The 21373-nt window shown below is 72.4% G+C and carries 21 protein-coding genes and 1 pseudogene; 11 read left to right on the top strand and 11 right to left on the bottom strand.

Annotated elements, in window-relative coordinates:
• Positions 1–14 precede the first annotated feature (14 nt).
• Entirely contained in the window at positions 15–1481 is a 1467-nt protein-coding gene (locus P8A20_RS15145) for a hypothetical protein (RefSeq protein WP_306103653.1), read from the top strand.
• A 60-nt stretch (positions 1482–1541) separates the two neighbouring features.
• Here P8A20_RS15145 and P8A20_RS15140 read toward each other — a convergent pair whose 3' ends face one another.
• Entirely contained in the window at positions 1542–2810 is a 1269-nt protein-coding gene (locus P8A20_RS15140; protein ID WP_147963928.1) for an ABC transporter substrate-binding protein, read from the bottom strand.
• Between the two features lie 174 nt (positions 2811–2984).
• Between P8A20_RS15140 and P8A20_RS15135 the strand changes: the two genes are divergently transcribed.
• Positions 2985–3431 carry an SCO4402 family protein gene (locus tag P8A20_RS15135; protein WP_014154721.1) on the top strand — a complete coding sequence of 149 codons (447 nt, stop codon included), beginning with the start codon at positions 2985–2987 and terminating at the stop codon, positions 3429–3431.
• Positions 3432–3459: 28 nt separating this feature from the next.
• A complete protein-coding gene (purU, locus tag P8A20_RS15130; protein WP_147963927.1) occupies positions 3460–4359 on the top strand; it encodes a formyltetrahydrofolate deformylase in 900 nt (299 codons plus the stop codon).
• A gap of 23 nt (positions 4360–4382) precedes the next feature.
• Here the strand turns inward: purU and P8A20_RS15125 are convergent, their stop codons facing one another.
• Both P8A20_RS15125 and P8A20_RS15120 read right to left on the bottom strand, forming a co-directional pair.
• Positions 4383–5648 carry a maleylpyruvate isomerase N-terminal domain-containing protein gene (locus P8A20_RS15125; RefSeq protein WP_306103652.1) on the bottom strand — a complete coding sequence of 422 codons (1266 nt, stop codon included), beginning with the start codon at positions 5646–5648 and terminating at the stop codon, positions 4383–4385.
• The gene (locus tag P8A20_RS15120; RefSeq protein ID WP_147963925.1) at positions 5645–6226 is read right to left on the bottom strand and encodes an RNA polymerase sigma factor; all 582 of its coding nucleotides are present in this window, start codon (positions 6224–6226) and stop codon (positions 5645–5647) included. The genes P8A20_RS15125 and P8A20_RS15120 overlap by 4 nt, the downstream gene beginning before the upstream one ends.
• A 288-nt stretch (positions 6227–6514) precedes the next feature.
• Between P8A20_RS15120 and P8A20_RS15115 the strand changes: the two genes are divergently transcribed.
• The 3 genes from P8A20_RS15115 (at position 6515) to P8A20_RS15105 (ending at position 8558) form a co-directional block, all read left to right on the top strand.
• Positions 6515–6889, top strand: a complete 375-nt coding sequence (locus P8A20_RS15115) for an STAS domain-containing protein (RefSeq protein ID WP_147963924.1) — start codon at positions 6515–6517, stop codon at positions 6887–6889.
• Positions 6890–6971: 82 nt separating this feature from the next.
• Positions 6972–7508, top strand: coding sequence for an EF-hand domain-containing protein (locus P8A20_RS15110; protein ID WP_147963923.1), 537 nt, complete (start codon positions 6972–6974; stop codon positions 7506–7508).
• A gap of 588 nt (positions 7509–8096) precedes the next feature.
• Positions 8097–8558 (top strand): ATP-binding protein, encoded by a 462-nt coding sequence (locus P8A20_RS15105; RefSeq protein ID WP_147963922.1) that lies wholly within the window; start codon positions 8097–8099, stop codon positions 8556–8558.
• Positions 8559–8570: 12 nt separating this feature from the next.
• Here P8A20_RS15105 and P8A20_RS15100 read toward each other — a convergent pair whose 3' ends face one another.
• Positions 8571–9560: a GlxA family transcriptional regulator gene (locus P8A20_RS15100; RefSeq protein ID WP_147963921.1), complete on the bottom strand. Its 990-nt coding sequence runs from the start codon at positions 9558–9560 to the stop codon at positions 8571–8573.
• A gap of 62 nt (positions 9561–9622) precedes the next feature.
• Here P8A20_RS15100 and P8A20_RS15095 point away from each other — a divergent pair, with 62 nt between their 5' ends.
• Both P8A20_RS15095 and P8A20_RS15090 read left to right on the top strand, forming a co-directional pair.
• Positions 9623–10048, top strand: a complete 426-nt coding sequence (locus P8A20_RS15095) for a ribosomal maturation YjgA family protein (RefSeq protein ID WP_147963920.1) — start codon at positions 9623–9625, stop codon at positions 10046–10048.
• A 102-nt stretch (positions 10049–10150) separates the two neighbouring features.
• On the top strand, positions 10151–11455 hold the full coding sequence (locus P8A20_RS15090; protein WP_147963919.1) for an MFS transporter: 1305 nt from the start codon (positions 10151–10153) through the stop codon (positions 11453–11455).
• 13 nt (positions 11456–11468) lie between these two features.
• On the opposite strand, the gene P8A20_RS15085 is transcribed toward P8A20_RS15090, so the two are convergent.
• From P8A20_RS15085 to P8A20_RS15065, 5 genes are all read right to left on the bottom strand, one after another.
• Positions 11469–12656 carry a flavin-containing monooxygenase gene (locus P8A20_RS15085; protein WP_147963918.1) on the bottom strand — a complete coding sequence of 396 codons (1188 nt, stop codon included), beginning with the start codon at positions 12654–12656 and terminating at the stop codon, positions 11469–11471.
• 93 nt (positions 12657–12749) lie between these two features.
• A complete protein-coding gene (gene pspAB / locus P8A20_RS15080; RefSeq protein WP_306103651.1) occupies positions 12750–13340 on the bottom strand; it encodes a PspA-associated protein PspAB in 591 nt (196 codons plus the stop codon).
• 9 nt (positions 13341–13349) lie between these two features.
• Positions 13350–14261 carry a zinc metalloprotease HtpX gene (gene htpX, locus P8A20_RS15075; protein WP_147963916.1) on the bottom strand — a complete coding sequence of 304 codons (912 nt, stop codon included), beginning with the start codon at positions 14259–14261 and terminating at the stop codon, positions 13350–13352.
• Positions 14262–14329: 68 nt separating this feature from the next.
• A complete protein-coding gene (locus tag P8A20_RS15070; RefSeq protein WP_306103650.1) occupies positions 14330–14995 on the bottom strand; it encodes a pyridoxine/pyridoxamine 5'-phosphate oxidase in 666 nt (221 codons plus the stop codon).
• 140 nt (positions 14996–15135) lie between these two features.
• Positions 15136–15783 (bottom strand): TetR family transcriptional regulator, encoded by a 648-nt coding sequence (locus tag P8A20_RS15065; protein WP_147963914.1) that lies wholly within the window; start codon positions 15781–15783, stop codon positions 15136–15138.
• Between the two features lie 414 nt (positions 15784–16197).
• On the opposite strand from P8A20_RS15065, the gene P8A20_RS15060 reads away from it, so the two are divergent.
• Positions 16198–16992, top strand: a complete 795-nt coding sequence (locus P8A20_RS15060; protein ID WP_147963913.1) for a VOC family protein — start codon at positions 16198–16200, stop codon at positions 16990–16992.
• Positions 16993–17196: 204 nt separating this feature from the next.
• Positions 17197–19574: pseudogene (gene afsK / locus P8A20_RS15055) on the top strand (protein serine/threonine kinase AfsK).
• A 3-nt stretch (positions 19575–19577) separates the two neighbouring features.
• Here the strand turns inward: afsK and P8A20_RS15050 are convergent.
• Entirely contained in the window at positions 19578–20264 is a 687-nt protein-coding gene (locus P8A20_RS15050; RefSeq protein WP_306103649.1) for a hypothetical protein, read from the bottom strand.
• A gap of 211 nt (positions 20265–20475) precedes the next feature.
• Here P8A20_RS15050 and P8A20_RS15045 point away from each other — a divergent pair, with 211 nt between their 5' ends.
• Positions 20476–21021 carry a hypothetical protein gene (locus tag P8A20_RS15045; protein WP_147958967.1) on the top strand — a complete coding sequence of 182 codons (546 nt, stop codon included), beginning with the start codon at positions 20476–20478 and terminating at the stop codon, positions 21019–21021.
• 121 nt (positions 21022–21142) lie between these two features.
• On the opposite strand, the gene P8A20_RS15040 is transcribed toward P8A20_RS15045, so the two are convergent.
• Positions 21143–21334 (bottom strand): hypothetical protein, encoded by a 192-nt coding sequence (locus P8A20_RS15040; RefSeq protein WP_147958968.1) that lies wholly within the window; start codon positions 21332–21334, stop codon positions 21143–21145.
• Positions 21335–21373 lie beyond the last annotated feature (39 nt).

The raw sequence follows: 21373 nt of genomic DNA, 5'->3' as shown, positions 1-21373 counted from the left end.
ACGTAGGAGTCCCGGTGACGCAGAGCGGACAGGGTGACGAGCGGCAGCTTCCCGCTGTACGGCCCGCGCACGAAGGTGTCGTGCTGCCCGCGGAGGGTGGTGCCCCCTGGAACCCGGGGGGTCCGGCGAGCGGGCAGCCGGACCAGGCCGCCCCCGCCGGCGGGCAGCCGTGGGGCGGGCCCTGGGGCCCGCAGGCCGGGCAGCAGGGCGGCCTGCCACCGGGGCAGCTGCCACCCGAGCAGCACCAGCAGGGGGCGTACCAGCCGCCGCAGCACGGGCAGTACCAGCAGCCCGGGCAGCAGCACTACGCGCCTCAGCAGGACTCGTACCAGCAGGACCAGTACCACCAGCCGCAGCCGTACGCGCAGCCCCTGCCGCCCGAGGCCGGTCCCTCGGGGGCCATGGGGCAGGGCGGGGACGCGGACGCCACGCAGTACATCGCGCCCGTACCCGGCGGAGCCCTGCCCGGAGGCATGCCGCCCGAGCACCCGGCGGAGTCCACCCAGTACCTGGGTCACAACGCCGCGCCCGCGCAGCAGTCCGACGCCGACGCGACCCAGTACATACCCCCGGTGCCCGGCGGCGCTCCGTACGGGATACGCCCCGGAGCCCCGGGCGACCGGCAGCCGCCCGCGGAGTTCGACAGCCTCTTCCGCAGCGACGAGCCCGCGGGCGCCACACAGCAGATGCCCCGGTTCGCAGGGCAGCAGCAGCCCCAGCAGGGCGGGCACCAGCAGCAGCCCCAGGGTGCTCCGCCGTACCGGTCGGGCCCGCAGGGAGTCCAGGACGGGAACGGCGGACACGGCGGCTACGGCGCTCAGGAGCCGGACCGTGGCGGTGACGCTCCGCGCAGACGGTCAGCGGCCGTCCCGCTGATCGCGGCCGTCGTCATCGGCTGTGCCGTCATCGGGCTCGGCGCCGGCGCCCTGATGAGCGGCGGCGACGACAGCCCTTCGGACGACAAGAAGACGGTGGCCGCGCAGAGCCCCACCGCCGACTCCCCCTCGGAGGAGGCGGCCGATCCCGCGAAGCCGCAGGCCGAGGAGCTGGACAAGCTGCTCGCGGACAGCAACAACAGCCGCTCGGCGGTGATCAGCGCCGTGGAGAAGATCAAGAGCTGCCGGGCGCTCGACGAGGCGGCCACCGACCTGCAGGGTGCCGCCGAGCAGCGGCGGGGTCTGGTGACCCGGCTGGAGGCGCTGAGTGTCGACCAGCTCCCGGCCCACGCCGAGCTGAAGACCTCCCTGACCGACGCCTGGCAGGCGTCCGCCGAGGCGGACGACCACTACGCCGCCTGGGCCGTCCAGGCCAAGGACGGCAAGAAGGTCTGCAAGGGCGGAAAGGCCCGCTCGACCGACGAGACGGCCAAGGCCAACGCGTCGAGCGGCGAGGCCACCACGGCCAAGCGGAAGGCCTCGGGCCTGTGGAACTCCATCGCGCAGAAGTACGGGCTGACCGAGCGCGCCCCCACGCAGCTCTGATGTGACCCGCTCACCGGTCTCCGCCCCGTTCGCCGGGTCAGGGAGGCCGGTGCCCGCGTGTCAGCCGCGCGAGCGGGAGTCGACGAGGGTCTCCGTGACATCCACGAAGCCCTTCCTCTCCGCCGTCAGACGCCCGTCGCGGACCACCTGGAACGTCACCCGGCCGTTGACGATGCGTCCGTAGGCGGCCGTGCCGACCATGTCCTGGAACCGCCAGCGCAGGACCGGGGTGAGGCCGCCGGTGTCCACCTCGGTGCCCCGGTTGAGGCTGACGGAGATCCCGCCCGCCGTGATGTCGGGCCGGTCCATCGCCTCGACGACCGCCTTGAGCGCGGTGAACGCGATCCAGGTGGTCTGCACGCCCGAGTCCGTGGGGTCGATCCGGTTGTCCCCGAAGGCGTACTGCCGGATCACCTCCCGCATCTCGTTCCATCGGGCGTCGCCCGACTCCGGGTACCAGCCGGTGACCAGAGCCCCCTCGAAGGGGCTGTCCGCTCCGCCGGTGCGGTCGATGAGGCCCTGGCCGACACTGCCGAGGACCGACGAGATCCGTACCTCGCTGTCCTCCGGCTCCAGCCGGCGGAAGGAGTCGAAGAACGTCTCCGTGCCCCTGCCGAGCACCGCGGTCACACAGCCGTCGCCCGCCTGGCCGAGGGCCCTGGACGCCTCCGTCTCGTACGACGTGGCCCCCTCGGTCGTGCTGATGTCGTAGGACGCGGGCCGGTCGCTCCTGCTGAGGCCGGTGTCGAGGAGACCGGGCATGGTGTCGCCGACCAGGGTGTCGGGCCGCACGAGGGACACGCGGGCACAACTCGCGGCCAGCTGCTCGCCGTTGCCGGCGACGAGTGCCGGCTGGCCGCCGTTGACCGGGTAGGAGAGATAGCTGGTGAACTCGTCGGCCGAGGCGCCGTACCCGCCGATGTACGGGATTCCGGCGGCCTCCAGCGGAGCCAGGAACGCCCGGCCGTACCGGCTGTACGAGCCGACGACCGCGGCCACGTCCTCGTCGGCCGCACGCCGGGCGCACTTCGACGCCCCGGCCGCGGTGTCCTGTTCGTTGCAGGTGAGCACCCGGAGCTCGTGGCCGCCGATCCCGCCCTTCTCGTTGATCCAGCGTGCGTAGGTCGTCGCCATGGCCGTCATGCCGGCCATGTTCACCGAGTCGGCCGCGGTGGTGTCCGGAGCCCAGGTCATCACGGTGACGGCCTCCCCGGAACCCCCCGAGGCCCCAGGGATCACACCGCAGCCGGACATCAGCAGCGCCCCGGCCGCCACCGATGAGAGGAGCTCGTAGGGGCGGGGAGAGATGAGGCGTCGCCATCCGGTCATGGGCATGGACTTTTACGGGTCAGGGGTAACGCCGCAGTGTGCCGTGGTCAACGCAGGGTGACGTGGAGGTGAAATACGGGGGCCCGCGTACGGCCGCCGGGAGGGAACGTACGATCGGCAACCGTGCAGCAAGGTTCGGAGAACACTTCCCGTCGCGGCCGTCGCTCCTCCACCATGGGCGGCATGCCGCTCAACGACATGCCCTGGTGGCGCTGGCGCAGCAACGTGCGCTCGGCGCTGCACATGCTCTCCGACCCCGTCTTCCACCACGAGTGCTGGCTGGCCGGCCGGGAAGGGTACGGCGACGTCACCGACGCCGTGTACCGCCTGGTCGAGGACACCTGGCTGGACAACTGGTCCGCCGAGAAATACGTGGGAACGATCTTCCGCGACTCGGCCGAGGCCGCCCTCGTGGACGTCGCCGCCCTGCGGGTGCTGCGCATCATGCACCAGATAGGCGCCGATGCCCCCGTATCCGCCTATCTGGAACATCCCGGGTGGCAGGAGGCGGTCATGGCGGCGCGCGAGGCCCATGTGATGCTCGCCACCAACGACGCGGAGGACCCGGACACCCCGCCGCGCTCCCTGGACGTGCTCCGCATCATGACCAGATCCGCGTGACCGCCGGGCGGTGTGGCACCCTGACGGGATGACCGCGCCGCAGCCCGCCGAATCCGTACCCGCTGCCTCGGAGACCGCCTCCGAGCAGTACGTCCTCACGCTCTCCTGCCCCGACAAGCAGGGCATCGTGCACGCCGTGTCGAGCTATCTCTTCATGACCGGCTGCAACATCGAGGACAGCCAGCAGTTCGGCGACCACGACACCGGTCTCTTCTTCATGCGCGTCCACTTCTCCGCGGACGCCACGGTCACCGTGGACAAGCTGCGCGCCAGCTTCGCCGCGATCGGGGACTCCTTCCGGATGGACTGGCAGATCCACCGGGCGAGCGACCGGATGCGGATCGTGCTGATGGTCAGCAAGTTCGGGCACTGCCTCAACGACCTGCTGTTCCGTTCCCGCACCGGTGCCCTGCCGGTCGAGATCGTGGCGGTCGTCTCCAATCACACGGACTTCGCCGAGCTCGTCGCCTCCTACGGCGTCCCCTTCCGGCACATCCCCGTGAACAGGGAGAACAAGCCGGAGGCGGAGGCCCAGCTGCTGGAGCTGGTCCGCGGCGAGAACGTCGAACTCGTCGTCCTGGCGCGCTACATGCAGGTGCTCTCGGACGACCTGTGCAAGCAGCTGAGCGGCCGGATCATCAACATCCACCACTCCTTCCTGCCGAGCTTCAAGGGCGCGAAGCCGTACCACCAGGCCCACGCCCGCGGTGTGAAGCTGATCGGTGCGACGGCGCACTACGTGACCGCGGACCTCGACGAGGGGCCGATCATCGAGCAGGAGGTCGAGCGCGTCGGGCACGGCGTCACGCCGGACCAGCTCGTGGCGGTCGGCCGTGACGTGGAGGCACTGGCCCTGGCCCGTGCCGTCACCTGGCACGCGGAGCGGCGCATCCTGCTCAACGGCCGCCGCACGGTCGTCTTCCCGTAAGGCCCCGGCCCCCGGGGCCAGGCCTACAGCCGGCTGAGGGAGGCCGCGGCGAACAGGACGTCGCGGATCGCCTCGCGGTCGCCCTCCTGACCGGCCGCGGCCTCGACCGGCGGCACATGACCGGCGACCAGCCGGCAGAACTCCACCCCGTCGAGCGCGACCTGCGCGACCGAGTGGGCGGGGGAGCCGAGTGCGGCCGGTGAGTCCAGCGCGATGTACCAGTCGCCCCCACCCCGGCCCTCCACCTCCAGGTGCAGGGAGCGCCCCGGGGAACCCGCGGCCACCAGGTGGCGGGCCGGTGAGGCGAGCCCCGCCCGGCGGCGCCCGGCGAGGACGCCGGGGAGCAGCCGGGCGGCGAGGTCGATCATCCGGTTCAGATGGGCGGCGGCGGGCGGCTCGTAGGGGTAGTCCACCGCGTCCGCGATGTCACCGCCGTGGATCCAGCACTCGAAGGCCCGCTCCAGGAGCGAGTCCTGCAGCGGAAGGGCGAAGCCCCCGTACGGCACGGAGAGCTCCGCGACGCCGCGGCCGGCGAACGACACCGTGCGGACGAGCGAATGGCTCTGGTCGCGCCAGGGCTCCCGTACGGTCCGGGTGGGCGGGCGACGCGCGGCGGACCAGTACGCCTCGGTGCGCCCGGTCGGCGTCGGCGGCAGGGCGCCGTCCGTCTTCCCGAGCGGGTCGTCCAGACCCAGCGCCGCGGACACCAGGCCGTCGACGGCCATCAGATGGCCGATCACCCCGGCGACCGTCGTCCTGCGGTTCACCTGCCGGTCCGCCTCGAACCACTTGAGCCGCACCGGCGCGTGCCACTCCGCGTCGCCGATGTCCCGCAGCAGCGCGTCGAGCCGTGCGGTCTCCGCGTCGTAGGGGGCGGCCCACGACGGGACGGGAATGCGCGCCGGGCGGCGGCCCAGGCAGCCTTCCAGGACCCGCGACCGGAGCATCGGGTCCAGGTCCAGGGTGCCGTCGGTGTGCAGCAGGCCCACGGCGTCGCGCAGCCGCAGGCCCTCGTCGGCGCAGGGCGCGCACGAGGTGAGGTGCTTCTCGACGGCCGCGGTCTCCTCGGCGGAGCAGGCGGCCAGAGCCCAGGCGCCGAGCAGCGACTTGAGCACCCCGTGCGGGAGCGATGGCCCCGGCGGCCCGGGTTCGGGGGGCTTCGCCGGTTCCCGCGCCCCGGACCGGACCGGCGGCAGCGTCTCCCGGTCGTCCGCGGCCGGCCGGGGCCCCGGTATGCGGCGTTCCACCGGCTTCTCCCCGTCGAGGCCGCCGTCCTGGCCGCCGTTCACGGTGTCGGTCCGTAGCCGGGAGGAGCGGAGTCCGCCGAGGGCCGGGTGTTCGCGGTGGAGAGCAACTGGAGGCCGAGCCGCAGCCGGCGCCTCGCCTCGTCCCCCGTGACTCCGAGGTCGGCGGCGGCCTGCCGGTAGTCCCGCCGCTGGACGTACGCGAGTTCCAGGGCGGCGCGCAGCGACGCGGGCATGGAGGCGACGATGTAGTCGGCACGGGCCGCGGCGGTGGCCTTGAGCACCCGGTGCTCCAGCTCCTGGGCCCGTGCGTCCGCGTCGGGCCCATCGTCCTCGTCCTGTGTCCCGCGGAGCCTCTGCACGGACCTGCGGTGGGTGAGCCGCGCCACCCAGGAGCGCATCGAGCCGTGCTTCGGGTCGTAGGCGCCGGGGTTCTCCCAGATGTGGCCGAAGACCTCGCGCGTCACCTGGTCCGCGGCGTCCTCGTCGTCGAGCATGCGGTGGGCCTGGCTGTGGACGAGAGCGGCGAACCGGTCGTAGAGCTCGCCGAGCGCCGCCGCCTCGCCACGGGCCAGCCGCTGCTGCATGCGGCGGTCCCAGCGCGGTGGTGCGTCCTTCGCCATCCGGCCCCCAGCCCTGTGCCTCTCGTCACGTCGAATCTAGTCGGCAGCATCCTCCGAACACGCGCCTTTCCGGCAAGTACGTCCCTGGAGTGGCGCCGAATGATAGGGAATGCTTCACCCCTTGCCCCTTCCTGATCGCGTAAACGATCCTGAAGTGATCATTTCTGGATGAATCCTGTGCCAGGCTGGTGGGCCGCAGGGTGTTTCGCAGGTGGCGCAGCGGGCAGCCGCGAGGAGGAACGGAAACTTCCGGATCCTCCGGAGCCCCGGAACGAGAGGCCGAGTCGCGTGACGCTGAAGGTGTACGAGACCGAGCAGGACACGTGGACGGTGCTGCGGATCCACGGCGAACTCGACCTCGTGAGTTCACCCGTCGTGCGTCAGTCCGTCCACGGGGCCGTGGCCGCGGGCCGGCACGACGTGGTCCTCGACCTCTCCGGCGTCCTCTTCTGCGACTCCAGCGGCGTCAACGTCCTGATCGCCGCCCGGCGTCTCATGAAGTCCTGCGGCGGCCGGCTGCGGCTGATCCTCCCGGCCCGGGGCGCGGTCGACGGCTCGCACGTCAACAAGGTGCTCGGCGCCCTGGGCGTGCGGCGCCTCTTCGACGTCTATCCCGACGCCGGCGCCGCCACCGACGACACGTCCCGGCCGCTCACCGCGTGACGCGCCGCTCCCGCACGAGGTTGTCACACCGCTGAAGGCAGTTGGTGACACGTGACGCCTTCCGGCGTCGTACGCTCCCCGCATGGACAGCGCAGAGTACGAGCGCAAGATCGCGCACCGCTTCGCCGCCTTCGACCAGGACGGCAACGGCTACATCGATCGCGCCGATTTCAACGCCGCCGCGGCCCGTCTGCTCACCGAGTTCGGTACGACGGCCCGCTGCGACCGCGGCCAGTCGCTCTACACGGGCGCCGAGGCCTTCTGGCAGGGCATGGCGGGAATCGCCGACGTGGACGGGGACCAGCGCGTCACCCGGCAGGAGTTCGTCGGCGGGGCCGTGAAACGGCTGAGGGACAACCCGGAACGCTTCGCGGAGATCGCACGGCCCTTCCTGCGCGCGGCGCTCGCCGTCGCGGCGGGGACGGACCCGGAGGGCGCCGCGCCCGCCTCGGCCCCGGTCGACCGGGTGGAGCGCGCCCTGAGGGTGCTGGGGGCCGAGGACGACATCGCGAGCGTCGCGGCACGGAGCCTGGACACCGACCAGGACGGGCGGATCGCCGAGGCCGAGGCGGTCGCCGCCTTCTCCGCGTACTTCACGGTCATCGAACCCGACGCGTGACCGCCGGGCGCCGCGACGGGCGCCTTCCCCATGCCCGGCCCCATGGCGAGGCCCAGGTCAACACGCCCGGCGATATGAGTAGTTGACATCCTCCCGCGGTCCGGCCCCGGGCCTGGCCGCGCGCCCTCCGGCGGACGGTCGTGACTGGCCGGGGGCGCGCGGAGGGCGCGTCGCGGGTGACGCAACGCATCCGAAAGCCGGGTGCGCCCCCGGAGCGTTCCGTCACCGGGCGGAGTCGCGGGCGCCGTCTCGGGTACGCTCCCTGGGATGCGAGTGGTACTGGAACCGGAGGATCCGGGTACGGCCCCCATGGCGGCCCCGGGCGGTACACGGTGCCCTGCTCGCACCCCACGGAGCTGCGGCGGTCCTGCCGGGGACACGTTCCCCGGGGCGCCGGTGCGCTTCTGTTCGACTCTCCGCAGCGCGCGTCGCACAGTATGGACCACGCGTACTCCTTCGCGCTGGAATATGCCCGAAGCGCTTGTTGCGGTGACTGTACGTCAACCATGCTGTCTCGAAGGGGAGTCACGTTCCGTGACCCTGAGGAGGCGCGAGGCGATGTGTCCGCCGGTTCGGATGGTGTGAGCGGTGCAGGTGCTTCAGGTTCAGCTGGAGGTCGGGCCGGATCCCGCGGAGGTGGGGCGGGCCCGCAGATGGGCGCGGTCGAGGCTGATCGGGTCCGGGATGGAGGACGACGAGCCCCTCGCGGAAACGCTCATCCTGCTGATCTCGGAGCTCGTCACCAACGCGGTGGTCCACACGGGCTGTCCGGCCGTGCTGCGGATGCTGTTCGGCTCGGCCGGCCAGGCGGGTTCGGCCGGGACGGTGCGCGTCGAGGTGGCGGACACCAGCTGTCGTCCGCCCCAGCCGCGTCACGCGGAAGGTGAGGACACGAACGGCCGCGGCCTGGAGCTGGTGGACGGCCTGGCGGACCGCTGGGGCTGGCAGCCGGAAGGTGCGGGCAAGCGGATCTGGTGCGAGATCGACCGCGGCGGCCCGGTGATCATCCCTGCGATCCGGGAGCAGCCCGGCGACCCGGCCCGTCTCTGAGGGCCCCGGCCCTCAGAGCCCTGCGGACGCCGACCGGAACGTCCGCCGGTAGACCGTGGGCGACACCCCCAGCGCGGCCTGCACATGCTGGCGCAGGGAGGTGGCCGTGCCGAAGCCCGCGTCCCGTGCCACGCGGTCGATCGACAGGTCGGTGGACTCCAGCAGATGCCGTGCCCGCTCGACGCGCTGCTGGGCGAGCCACTGCCCCGGGCTGAGGCCCACCTCCTCACGGAAGCGCCGGGTGAAGGTGCGTACGCTCATCGACTCCCGCAGTGCCATGTCACGCAGCAGAATCGGTTGTTCGAGTCGCCCGAGCGCCCAGGCGCGTGCGGCCGTCGTCGTGGCGAGCCCCGCCTCCGGCATCGGGCGCCGGATGAACTGTGCCTGGCCGCCGTCGCGGTGCGGGGGGACGACCGTACGGCGGGCGACGTCGTTGGCGACGGCGGTGCCGTGGTCACGGCGCACGATGTGCAGGCAGAGATCGATCCCGGCGGCCACCCCGGCCGAGGTCAGGACGTCCCCGTCGTCGACGAACAGGACGTCCGGATCGACGCGGACCTTCGGGAAGAGCCGCTGGAAGTGATCGGCGGAGGACCAGTGCGTGGTGGCGGGACGCCCGTCGAGATACCCCGCCGCCGCGAGGACGTAGCTGCCCGTGCAGATGGACACGATGCGGGTCCCCGGTCCGACGTGCGTGAACGCGGCGGCCAGTTCGGTGGTCAGCCGGCCCTCCTCGTACACGGGACCGAGTCCGTACGAGGCCGGGACGACGACGGTGTCGGCCGTGGCGAGTACCTCCGGGCCGTGCTCGACCATGATGCTGAAGTCGGCGTCGGTGCGGACGGGACCCGGCGGGCGCACGGAGCAGGTCACCACGTCGTAGAGCTTCTCGCCCCGGCCGTTCGGCTCGGTGCCCATCGACCGGCCGAAGATCCTCTGGGGGATGCCCAGTTCGAAGGGGAGTACTCCGTCGAGCGCGAGAACGACCACACGGTGGCGCATCCGGACTCCTGCTCTTCCGCGGATTGGGCGTAACCGCCTGCGTCCTGATAAACGTACCGGTCATGAGGAAAACACCGGCCGCACGCGCTTCCGTCCCCGGGGCGGCCGTCGTCCGGGCGGCCGCCGCTGCGGCGGCTCTCCTGACCGTTGCCGCGGGTCTCGGTGTCCGCTCGGTGGCGGGCGGGGATGTGGCGAAGTACGCGGGTGACGCCTTCTACACCGTCCTGATCCACGCCCTGGTGGTCCTCCTGGTGCCCCGGGTACGGCCGCCGACGGCCGCTGCCGTCGCGCTGGCCTTCAGCTGGGCGGTGGAACTGGCCCAGCTCACGGGCGTACCGGCCGAACTCTCCCGGCAGAGCGCGGTGGCGCGGCTGGTGCTCGGATCGACGTTCAACGCGCCGGACCTGTTCTGGTACGCGGTGGGAGCCGCCCTGGCCTGGGCCGTCCACAGCCGGCTGCCGTCCGGGCGACGGCCGGCGCGGGCCTGACCCTCCGGCCCGATCCACCGGCCGATCCACTGGCCCGATCCCTGCGAAGGGTGTCCTTCCGGCCACTCGTCCGGGGTGCTCCGCCGGGCCGATGCTGAGCGCGTGAACCTGACAACCGACAGCACGGCGATCGAGGACGCGCCTCGCCGCCGCTCCCGTCCGCTGATCCACCGCGCGTGGATCGTCGCTGCCGTCACCTTCGTGACGATCATCGGCGGAGCGGCCTTCAACTCTCTGCCCGGCCTCCTGATCGACCCCCTCCACACGGAGTTCGGATGGTCACGCGGCGAGATCGGCCTCGCCGTCTCCCTCGACATGGCGCTGTACGGGCTGACCGCCCCGTTCGCCGCCGCGCTGATGGACCGGTTCGGTATCCGCCGGGTCGTGGTCGTCGCGCTCGGCACGGTCGCGACCGGGGCGCTGGCGAGCGTGTGGATGACCGCGTCCTGGCAGCTGATGCTCTACTGGGGCCTGCTCGTCGGGCTGGGCACCGGTTCGATGGCGATGGCCTTCTCGGCGACCGTCACCAACCGCTGGTTCGTGGCCCGCCGCGGACTTGTCACCGGGATCCTGACCGCGGCGGGTGCCTCCGGCCAGCTGGTCTTCCTGCCGCTGTGCGCCTGGATCGTCGACCGGCACGGATGGCGGCCCGCCTCCGTGACGGTCGCCCTGGCCGCCCTCGTCGTCATCCCCTTCGTCTGGCTCCTCATGCGCGACCATCCGGCCGACGTGGGTATCGCCCCCTACGGCGGCACCTACGTGGAGAAGCCGGCGCCCGCGACGGGGGCCGCGGCCCGCACCCTGCGCGTCCTGTTCGGCGCGGCCCGCACGGGTCCGTTCTGGCTGCTCGCGGGCTCGTTCGCCATCTGCGGCGCCTCCACGAACGGCCTGATCCGCACCCACTTCGTCCCCTCGGCCCACGACCACGGCATGGAGATCACGGCCGCGGCCTCCCTGCTGGCGGTCATCGGTGTATTCGACATCATCGGGACGATCTTCAGCGGCTGGCTCACGGACCGCTTCGACGCCCGCAGGCTGCTGGCCGTCTACTACGCGCTGCGGGGCGTCTCGTTGCTGTTCCTGCCGATGCTGATGGGCCCGGCGGTGCACCCGCCGATGGTCTTCTTCATCGTCTTCTACGGCCTGGACTGGGTCGCCACCGTCCCGCCGACCCTGGCCCTGTGCCGCGAGCAGTACGGCGAGGACAGCGCGATCGTCTTCGGCTGGGTCCTGGCCTCGCACCAGGTGGGGGCGGCCCTCGTGGCGTTCCTCGGCGGGGTGGCCCGGGACGTGACCGGCTCGTACGACGTGGTCTGGTACGCCTCGGGCGCCCTGTGCGCCATGGCCGCGCTGATGGCCCTGATGATCCGCCGCGCACGTGCCGGAGACGCGATGCCGGCGGTCTGAGGGACCGGCCGGCTCAGCCCTCCTTCGCGACGCGGGCGGCTATCCTCCGGGCGTCCAGGGCCATCTCGCGGAGCATCCCGCTGATCGGGTTGGTGAAGCCGGTGAAGTACAGGCCCGGAGCCCCGTCCGGGGTGCGGGCGCCGTGCACCACGGGACGGCCCCTCGGGTCCAGCACGCCGAGATGGCCGACCAGCCCCTCCAGGGCACGTTCGTAGCCGGTCGCCGCGATCACCGCGTCCGGGGTGATCCGTGTGCCGTCGGCCAGCACCACCGCGTCCCCGTCGAACGACCCCACCGTCGCCACGGGAACCACCGTGCCACTCCTCACCGCGTCGATCAGCCCGACGTCCTGGACGGGGATCGCGCCCTCCTTGACCCGGGAGTACAGGCCCGTGCCGGGGCGGGGAAGACCCTGCGCCGCCAGGTCGGGGACGGAGACACGGCACATCAGGCTGCCCGCCCGGTCGACGAGCCGGACCGGGAGCCTGCGCACCAGGACGGCGGTCGCCTGGGCGGGCCAGCCGGCCGTCGAGCGCCGCACGATGTGCGGGACCGTGCGGACCGCGATCCGCACCCGGGAAGCCCCGCCCTCGACCAGGTCCACGGCGATCTCCGCGCCGGTGTTGCCGATGCCGACGACCAGGACGTCCCTGCCCGCGTACGGGGCCGGGGAGCGGTACTCCGCGGCGTGCAGCAGCTCGCCGGTGAAGTCCTCGCTGCCCGTCCACGCGGGGATCCGCGGGGTGTGGTTGAAGCCGGTGGCCACCACCACGGCCCGGCCGGTCAGCACCCGGCCGCCGGTCGCGCTCAGCTGCCAGCCCGTGCCGTCGTCGCTCCGGTCGATCCGGGAGACCTCGACGCCCGTCACCACCTCCAGCTCGTGGTGCTCGGCGTACTTCTCCAGGTAGCGCACCATGTCGTCGCGCGACACCCAGCGCCCGAACCGGCGGGGCATCGCCAGCCCCGGCAGGGCGGACCAGCGCCGGATCGTGTGGAGGTGCAGCCGGTCGTAATGACCCCGCCAGGACGACCCGACGCGGCCGGACTTCTCCAGCACCACCGCGCGTACGCCCTGCTCCCGCAGGGCCGCGGCGGCGGCGAGACCACCGGGGCCGCCGCCGATCACGTAGACCGGCCGGCCGTCGGTGCGGTCGATGGAGGCGGGCGGGGCGTCACCGGGGACATGGGTGCTTTCGGGCATGCTTCGGAGCGTAATAGGACATGAACATGATGGGTTCCGGTCCGGACCGGAATCGGTTGCGAAATGATCACGGGCCCGCGGAGCGCGCCCCGTTCAGAGGCCAGGAGCGCCCCAGACCGGGAACCAGCGCGACAGGTCGCCCTCCACCCGGAGGTCGTCGCCGAGCACGGCCCGCACCTGGAGCTCCAGTTGGTTGTCGCGCCTCTCCCCGCCGCCGGGGGCCGGGGCGAACGGGTAGAACGTGCCCCGCTTGTAGAGGTAGACGAGGGCCAGCGAGCGACCCTCCGGGTCCCGGAACCCGATCAACGAGCAGAGCAGGTGCGGGCCGAAGCCGCCGTCCTGAAGCAGGGTGTTGACCGCGTGCAGGTCGTTGACCAGGGCGGCCGTGCCGTCGGCCCCGGTCTCCTGGCGGGCGAGCAGCCAGGTGTAGCCGTAGGAGTCCCGGCTGAACCCGACGGGGATCCCTCCACGCCCCGTGTCCGCGTCGAGCAGTTCCCGTACGTCCTCCTGGATACGGGCGAACGTGCCGCCCTCCACCCCCGCGAAGCACACGGAGCCGACCCCGGTCGGTGCGAAACCGGTGCTGGCCTGGAGGGTCAGCGCCGCGGAGGGGACCGCGAAGAGCTGGTCGAGGTCGGGGCGGACGGGTTTGCTGCGCCCCAGGATGCTGTCGAGCAGGCCCACGGAGGCTCCTCACGGGTGCGACAGGTCGGCGGAGATACGGGCCAGCTGGTCCAGACGCTGTTCGAGGGTCGGGTGGGAGGAGAGCAGCCGGCCCAGGCTCTCCTTGGAGGCGAAGGCGGGCACGAAGTAGAAGGCGTTGTACGGCTCCGCCTTCCGCAGGTCCTCCGTCGGGATCCTGGCCATCTGCCCGCTCACCTTGGTGAGGGCGGAGGCGAGCGCCGAGGGGCGGCCGGTGAGCAGGGCGGCCGTGCGGTCGGCCGAGAGCTCCCGGTAGCGGGAGAGCAGCCGGGTCAGCAGGAAGCTGAGGGCGTACACGACCGCGCTGATCAGCGGGATGAGCATGATGATGATGCCCGCGGGGTCGTTGCCCCGGCTGTTGCGGGCGAAGCCGCCCCACAGGGCGACCCGGGTGACGATGCCGGCGAGGACCCCGAGGAACGACGCGATCGTCATCACGGCGACGTCGCGGTGCGCGACGTGGGACATCTCGTGGGCGAGGACGCCTTCGAGCTCCTCGGGCTCCAGTCTGCGCAGCAGACCCGTCGTGGCGCAGACCAGGGCCGTCCGCTCGCTGCGGCCGGTCGCGAAGGCGTTCGGTACGTCGCTGCGCGCGACGGCCACCCGGGGTTTCGGCATGTCGGCGAGGGCGCAGATCCGGTCGATCGCCCCGTGCAGCTCCGGCGCCTCCTGCGGGGTGACCTCCCGGGCGCCCATGCCGTACGCCGCGATGCGGTCGCTGAACCAGAACTGGGCGACGAACATCCCGCCCGTCAGGATCAGGATGACGGGCCAGGCGCCGCGCAGGACGGCCAGCAGCACGCCCACGAGGACCACGTACAGCAGTCCGATGAAGAACATCGTGCTCACCATGCGGGTGGTCAGACCGCGGTCGGGGGCGTAACGGGAACGGGTTCGTGCCATGGGTGCCTCCAAGAGCTCACCTGACTCCCATAGTGCCCCTTCCATGCAAAAACCGTATAAGTACCGCTTCAGGGCCAGAGGAGCTCGCGGGTCCAGGCCGCACCGTCACGGCGGTACCGCAGCCGCACGTGCCGGCGCTGGCCGTCGCCCTGGAAGAACTCCACCTCCCGGGGCTCGACCACGTAACGCGTCCAGGTCTCCGCCTCGGCGTCCGGCTCCGAGCGCGCGCGGTCCCAGGCCGCCTCGGAGGCCCGTACGAGCTCCTCCCGCGAGGGCAGCACCTCGCTCTGCGACCCGGTCAGCGCGGCAGCCAGCGCGCCGGTGGACCTGGCGCGCAGATCGGCGCGGCTCTCCTCGCGGCCGGCGGGGGCGACGGCGCCCCGCACCCTTACCTGACGGCCCTGGGCGGGCCAGTAGAAGCCGAGCGCCGCGTACGGGCGTGCGGCGAGCTGGCGGCCCTTCGTGCTGGTGGCGTGCGTGGCGAAGTGCCAGCCGCGCTCGTCCGCGTCGTGCAGCATCAGCGTGCGCACGTCGGGCCGGCCCTCGGCGTCCGCGGTAGCCAGGGTCATGGTGTGCGGCTCCGTCTGCCCGGCGGCCACCGCCTCGGCGAACCAGGCGTGGAAGAGGGGCAGAGGGGCGGCGGGAGCGGAGGACGGGTCGAAACGGGGGAGGGGCACGTCCCAGACGCGCTGGGTGTGGAGCAGGTCGCGGAAGTCCTTCTGTGCATCGCTCATGGGTCCATTCCACAGCCTTGCGCGCCGGTGCGGAAACGCCGACGGCGGACCACATGGGTGGTCCGCCGTCGGTGAGACAGGACGTGGGGAGCCGGACGGGGTCCGGCGCCCGGCGGGTGCGGTGGTGTCCTGGCCGGCGCCTACCTGACCGGCTTCTTGCCGGTGATGCCCAGGTGGACCAACAGAGCGAGGTTGGGGCGGAGTTCGGCCTGCTTCACGCCCCAGGTGGTGAAGCCCTTCTGGTGCGAGGCGACCCCCGCGAGCATGACGACGAGGGAGCCCGCCACCGCGCCGGGGCTGACGTCCTTGTCCACCCTGCCCTTGGACTGGAGCTCCTTGACCGCGTCCGCGAGGGAGTTGGTGACGGAGTTCAGGACCTTCATGCGGATCTTGTAGAACCGCTTGTCCCCCTCGGCCGCGCCGAGGTCGACGACACGGAGGATCGCGTCGTGCCTCCGCCAGAAGTCGAGGAATCCCTCGACCAGTTCTTCGGAGGCCTGCCAGCCGGCCTTGCCGACCCAGGAGCGGCCGCCGACCAGTTCGGTCAGTCCGGCGCCTTCCTTGGCCATTTCCTCGGCGAGTTCGAGAACGGCGCCCTCGACGTCGGGGAAATACTGGTAGAAAGTCGCGGGTGAAGTCCCCGCCTTCCGGGCCACGTCGATGACTTTGACGTCCCGGTACGGCGAGGAGCTGAGCATCTCGCTGAGGCAGTCGAGCAGCTTCTGCCGCGTCGCCTGACCTCGCCGACCAGCCACGCGGCCGTCGACGGTGCGCACTTGTCCTGTCATGCCGTCAGCTTACCGAGGGGTGAACCGAGCGCGATCTGACCGACTGCAAATGGGGAACGCCCCAGTCCGGACAGGGTGACAGCGCAATTCCCGAGGGTGTGCGAGCGGTAATTCCGCGCGGCCGTGAGGGTTTATGGAATTTCTCCACGGCCTCACTCGGGGTGCCGTGGTGCGATGTTGTTATCAACAGCCTGTGGATAACTTCGGTGGACAACTTCCGTCCATGGGGCGGGTGAAGGCTTCACGATTCGGGCAAAAGTTCTATTCGGCCCCTCGGGGCGCGCCCCGGGCCCCCCGACGCTACGTTGAGTGTGATGGACGTCACGGCCGGCCTCGTGGTGGTCCACCGCGATCCACAGCCGCGGCGTCGTCGAGGTGCCGTCACGCCCGCACAGCGACGGAAGGACCCGGGCCATGGCCGTATTCGCGCAGTCCGCGCCGTGCTGGGTGGACGTGCAGCTCTCGGACCTGGAGGCCGGCAAGCGTTTCTACGGCGGGCTCTTCGGCTGGACGTTCCGGGCGGGGGACGGCATGCCCTTCGCCGACGCGTACAGCGACGGGGAGCTCGTCGCCGCGCTCGCCGCCAAGCAGGACGGCCGCATGCCCACGACCTGGGGCGTCTACTTCTCCACCGACGACATCCTCGCCACCGTCGCCCTGGTCCGGAAGGCGGGCGGCCAGGTGATCACCGACCCGGTACGGGCCGGTGCCGCCGGGGTCCTCGCCCAGGCTGCCGACCCCGGCGGCGCGGTCTTCGGCCTCTGGCAGGCGGGTGAGCGTGCCGGTTTCGAGAAGCGGAACGCCCCGGGTTCCTTCTGCTGGACCGAGGTCCACACCCGCCGGCCCGAGCGCGTGGACGCCTTCTACGAGGAGGCACTCGGATTCCGGGGGACCGACATCGAGCTGCCCGGCTCCGCGGGGGCGCCGGAGCCCTTCCGCGTCTGGTCACCCGCCGGCACCGAACCCGGCGAGGACACGGCGGTCTGCGGGCGCGCCGTCATCACGGACGCCTTCCCCGAGATGCTGCCCAGCTACTTCCTGACCTACTTCGCCGTCGCCGACCGCGACCGCGCCGTCGAGACCGCCACCCGTCTCGGTGGCCGGATCACGGCCTCGCCCCTCGACAGCCCGTACGGACGGACGGCGGTCCTCCAGGACGACCAGGGTGCGGCTTTCGCCGTGCTCCAGCCGACGGAACCGCTGCCGTAGCCGTCCCACGGCCGTTCCACGGCTGTCCTGAAAGGGATGTTGTGCCACACAACACCCCGACTCGCCCCCGGGTTCGCAACCAGGCCCCGAGACAGGAAGAATCAGGGTGCGCACCGCCAAGTGGTGCCCACTGGTGAGACGCTGCACAGGGCGGGAATTCGCGGGCTTCTGTTCCTGAGGCCCGTACGGGGAGGTGGCAGGCAAGTGGAGCAGCTGACGCAGCATGACCCGAGGCGGATCGGCCCGTTCGAGGTGCTGGCACGGCTCGGGGCCGGCGGCATGGGGCTGGTCTATCTGGCGAGGTCGGCGTCGGGCCGACGGGTGGCGATCAAGACGGTCCGTACGGAACTGGCCGAGGACCAGCTGTTCCGGGTCCGCTTCACGCGTGAGGTGGAGGCGGCCCGTGCGGTCAGCGGGTTCTACACCGCGGCCGTGGTCGACGCCGACCCGAGGGCGGCCGTGCCCTGGCTGGCCACCGCCTACGTACCCGCGCCCTCCCTCGAGGAGATAGTGAGTGAGTGCGGGCCGATGCCGACGCAGGCCGTGCGCTGGCTGGCCGCCGGCATCGCGGAGGCCCTCCAGTCGATCCACGGCGCGGGCCTCGTCCACCGGGACCTGAAACCGTCCAACGTCCTCGTGGTCGAGGACGGGCCGCGGGTGATCGACTTCGGGATCGCGTCCGGGGTCTCCAACACCCGGCTGACCATGACGAACGTGGCGGTGGGCACGCCCGCCTACATGTCACCGGAGCAGGCGCGCGACTCGCGCAGCGTGACCGGGGCCAGCGACATCTTCTCGCTCGGTTCGACCCTGGTCTTCGCGGCGACGGGGCACGCGCCCTTCCACGGGGCGAACCCGGTCGAGACCGTGTTCATGCTGCTGCGGGAGGGCCCCGACACCGAGGGGCTGCCCGACGACCTCCGCCCGCTGATCGAGTCCTGCATGCAGATGGACCCGACCCGGCGGCCGAGCCCGGCGGACCTGCAGGCCCAGCTGGCCCCGCACCTGTTCGCCTCCGGCAGCGACGACAGCGGCACGGCGTCGGCCTGGCTGCCGACCGTCGCGACCGCCATGATCGAGCAGCGCCGAGGCGGTGGCCGTGCCGTCACCGTGGCGCCCGCTCCGATGGCCGTTCCCCCGCCTCCGCAGCGGCCCCCGCCGGGTGCCGACCGGGACGGGGCGTGGCGAGCCGGCGGTGACCTGCGGACCGCGCCGGCCCCGCGCCGGTGTCGTCGCCCGCCCCCGACGGCGGCCCCGTGCGGCTGCCCGGTGTCAAGGTGCCGATCGGACCCGGGCCGCGCCCCGTGGACGTACGCGGCCCCGCGGCGGCACACGCCGACCCCGCGACCGGCTGGGTGCGCCCGCCCGGCGGGCACACCTCGGCCCTGCCGGCCGCACCCGTGCCCGCCCCGGCACCGGCCCCGGACGCGGCACCAGCCGCCCCGGAACGCTGGCGGCCGTGGCGTTTCCGCATGTCGAACGACGTGTGGGGGACCCCTGTCGTGGTCGGCGACCTGCTGTACGTGACGTCCTTCGAGGTCCACGCCCTGGACGTCGGCAACGGGCGCCGCCAGTTCAAGACCCGCGACGTGGCCTGGTCGATGACCGTCGACGGCGGCCGGATCCACGCCTCGGACGGCCCGTCCCTCTACGCGCTGGACGCGGCGACGGGCGCAGAGCGGTGGCGCCTCCAGACCGACGCCTGGGTGTACTCCCTCAAGGCCGACCGGGGCACGGTCCTGACCGGGACACGGGGCGGCGGCGTACAGGCGTGGGAGGCGTCCGGCGGCGAGAAGCTGTGGGAGGCCACGGGCCTCCAGACGGACTTCGAGACGGCGGAGGCCGGTCCCGTCATCCATGACGGCACGGTGTTCCTGTGGCAGGACGCCCGGCTCCGGGCCGTCGACGCGCGCACCGGCACCGAGCGGTGGTCGTACCCCGTCGGCGACGCCGCCTCCTGCGGCGGGGTCCCGGTCCGGGTCACCCCCGCGCCCGACGGCTCCGTGTACGTCGCGGCGGGTACCCGGGTGCTGGCCGTGGACATGGCCTCGGGCCGGGTGCGCTGGCACTTCGAGTCACCGGCCGTCTTCCTGTCCCCGCCCGCCTTCGCGCCGGGCCCGGCGGTCACGGGCGGCGGGGTGTACCTCGCCGACTACCTCGGCACCGTGTACGCCCTGGACGCCTCGACCGGCAAGGACCGGTGGCGGATCGCGACCGAGGCCCGGCAGTCCATCGAGCCCGTGCTGGTCACGGCGGGCAACGTGCACGTCGGCAGCGGCAGCGCGCTCTACACCCTGGACGCGGTGACCGGCACCCCCAAGTGGCGCTTCGCGGCGGGCGGTGACGTGGTCGGGTCCCCGGTGGTCGCCGACGGCCGGGTCCACTTCGGTTCGGCGGACCACGTGCTCTACACGCTGGACGCGGCCGGCGGCCAGCTCCGCTGGAAGCTGGCCACGGGCGGGGAGATCACCGGCTCCCCGGTGGCGCAGGCGGGTGTCGTGTACGCGTGCAGCAAGGACCGATGCGTGTACGCCCTGGACGCGCTGAAGGGCACCGGGACGGGCAGCAGGGCCCGGACCTGACGCTCAGGGGTGGGGCGGGTGGTACCGGTCCCGCTCCTGCTGCTCGCCCTGGACGGGGTAGGTCCCGTCCTGGACCGGGAACTCCGCGGTGTCCTCGTCGCCCGGGGCCGCCAGGTTCTCCGCCCGGTGCCGTCCGGGGCCCGTGTACGGGTCAGCCTCGGGCTCCGGCCCGGGGGACGTGTACGCGGAAGGTCCCGGCTCCTGGGTCGGAGGCCAGGTGCCGGGGCGGTCGTCCGGCGGCACGGGATACGGCTCGGCGGCACGCCCCCGCCGTACTCCGCGCCGGCCCGACATCACCAGTGCGCCCAGCAGGAGCAGGACGCCGCCCGCCAGCGCCTGCGCCACGCCCCAGTGGAGCCCGGAGCCGTCGCCGCCGACGGTCAGGCTCCCCGCCGCCTGTCCCACCCGCACCATCCACAGCACGGTGAAGCCGAGGACGACCAGGCCCGCGACGGCCACCACCCAGCGCGAGCGGAGCACGACGCCGACGATCGTCACCAGCGCGGCGAACAGGAACGGCAGCAGGACCGAGCCCATGACGGACGAGGAGACCCCGGTGATCCCGTCGAACAGGTCCTGGATGCGGTAGTCCCGCCCGAGGCGGTCGTCGTACCAGCTGTGGAAGGGGCTCTGCACCGCTGCCGCCGCTCCCACGAGGGCGACGACGGAACCGAGGACGTTGCGGATCATCGACAGCCTCCCGTCAAGGCGCACGGCTGTGCGCACCGCTCCCCGGACCGACGCTACGCCCGGCCGCATTCTCCTGCCATCGGAGACCATGACAAGACCGTGACAGGGTCATGACCGCATCATGGGGGAGTGGACGGAATGCTGTGCGTTACGGTGTCGCGCGGCCGTGCGACGGCCGAAGAAGCCGGCAACAGCTAGGGGGGCTGCATCGATGGTGCGGCGACGGATGAGGTTCGCGGCGGTCCTGGTCGTGGTGGTGCTCGCGCTCACCGGGTTCTCGACGTCCAGTCACGGCGGTAAGAGCGGCAAGAGCGGGAAGAGCCGCAGCAGCGGCAGTTCCGGCGGTGGCTGCTCCAGCTCCAAGAAGAGCAACAACGGTTACCGCGACTACGACGACGATGACGACTACGACAGCTCGTCGAGCTCGTCCGGCGGCTCCACGTACGAGTCGGCCACGCCCGGCGCGACCGCGTCGGAGGCCCCCGGCCTGCGCGTCGTCCGCTGCGCCCAGCCCAAGAAGGGCAAGCGCAAGGCGAACACCTCCTCGTCGATCGAGGTCAGCTCGACCGCGACGGGCACGCACGTGTACGAGGTCGACGTGACCTTCGTCGACGCCAAGGGCCTGACCGTCGACACGGGCGAGACCGACGTCGAGGTCGACGGGGGCGAGTCCAGGATCGTCGCCGTCCGGATGGACAGCCCGCGCTCCGTCTCCCGCGTGAAGCGCTGCCTGGTCACGGCGGAGCTGCGCTACTGACAGCCGCGGCAACGAGCAGGGCCCGAGCCGGAAGGCTCGGGCCCTGCTCGCGTGGTGCGCGGACGTGCAGCGGCCGCGACGGCTCCCCCTCCGCGCCGCCGCGGCCGCTCCCCCCGTCGGATCAGATCTGGTCTGCCGGCTCGCCGGTGGCGTGGTTGTCGAGCAGCTTGGCCTCGCCGCCCGTGGCGTGGTTGTCGCCCAGGGTGGTGATGCCGCCGCCGGTGGCGTGGTTGTCCAGCGTCGTCAGCTCTTCGCCGGTGGCGTGGTTGTCGAGCGGCTTGGCGTCGACGGGCTTCTTCTTGGCATCGGTCATCGTGTCAGCTCCCTGAATTGCTGCCTGCGTTCGGCGGGC

The sequence above is a fragment of the Streptomyces sp. Alt3 genome, assembly GCF_030719215.1.
Taxonomy (GTDB): Bacteria; Actinomycetota; Actinomycetes; order Streptomycetales; family Streptomycetaceae; genus Streptomyces; species Streptomyces glycanivorans.
Note: the sequence above shows the minus strand (reverse complement) of the source record. Positions and strands in the feature narration are given on the sequence as shown.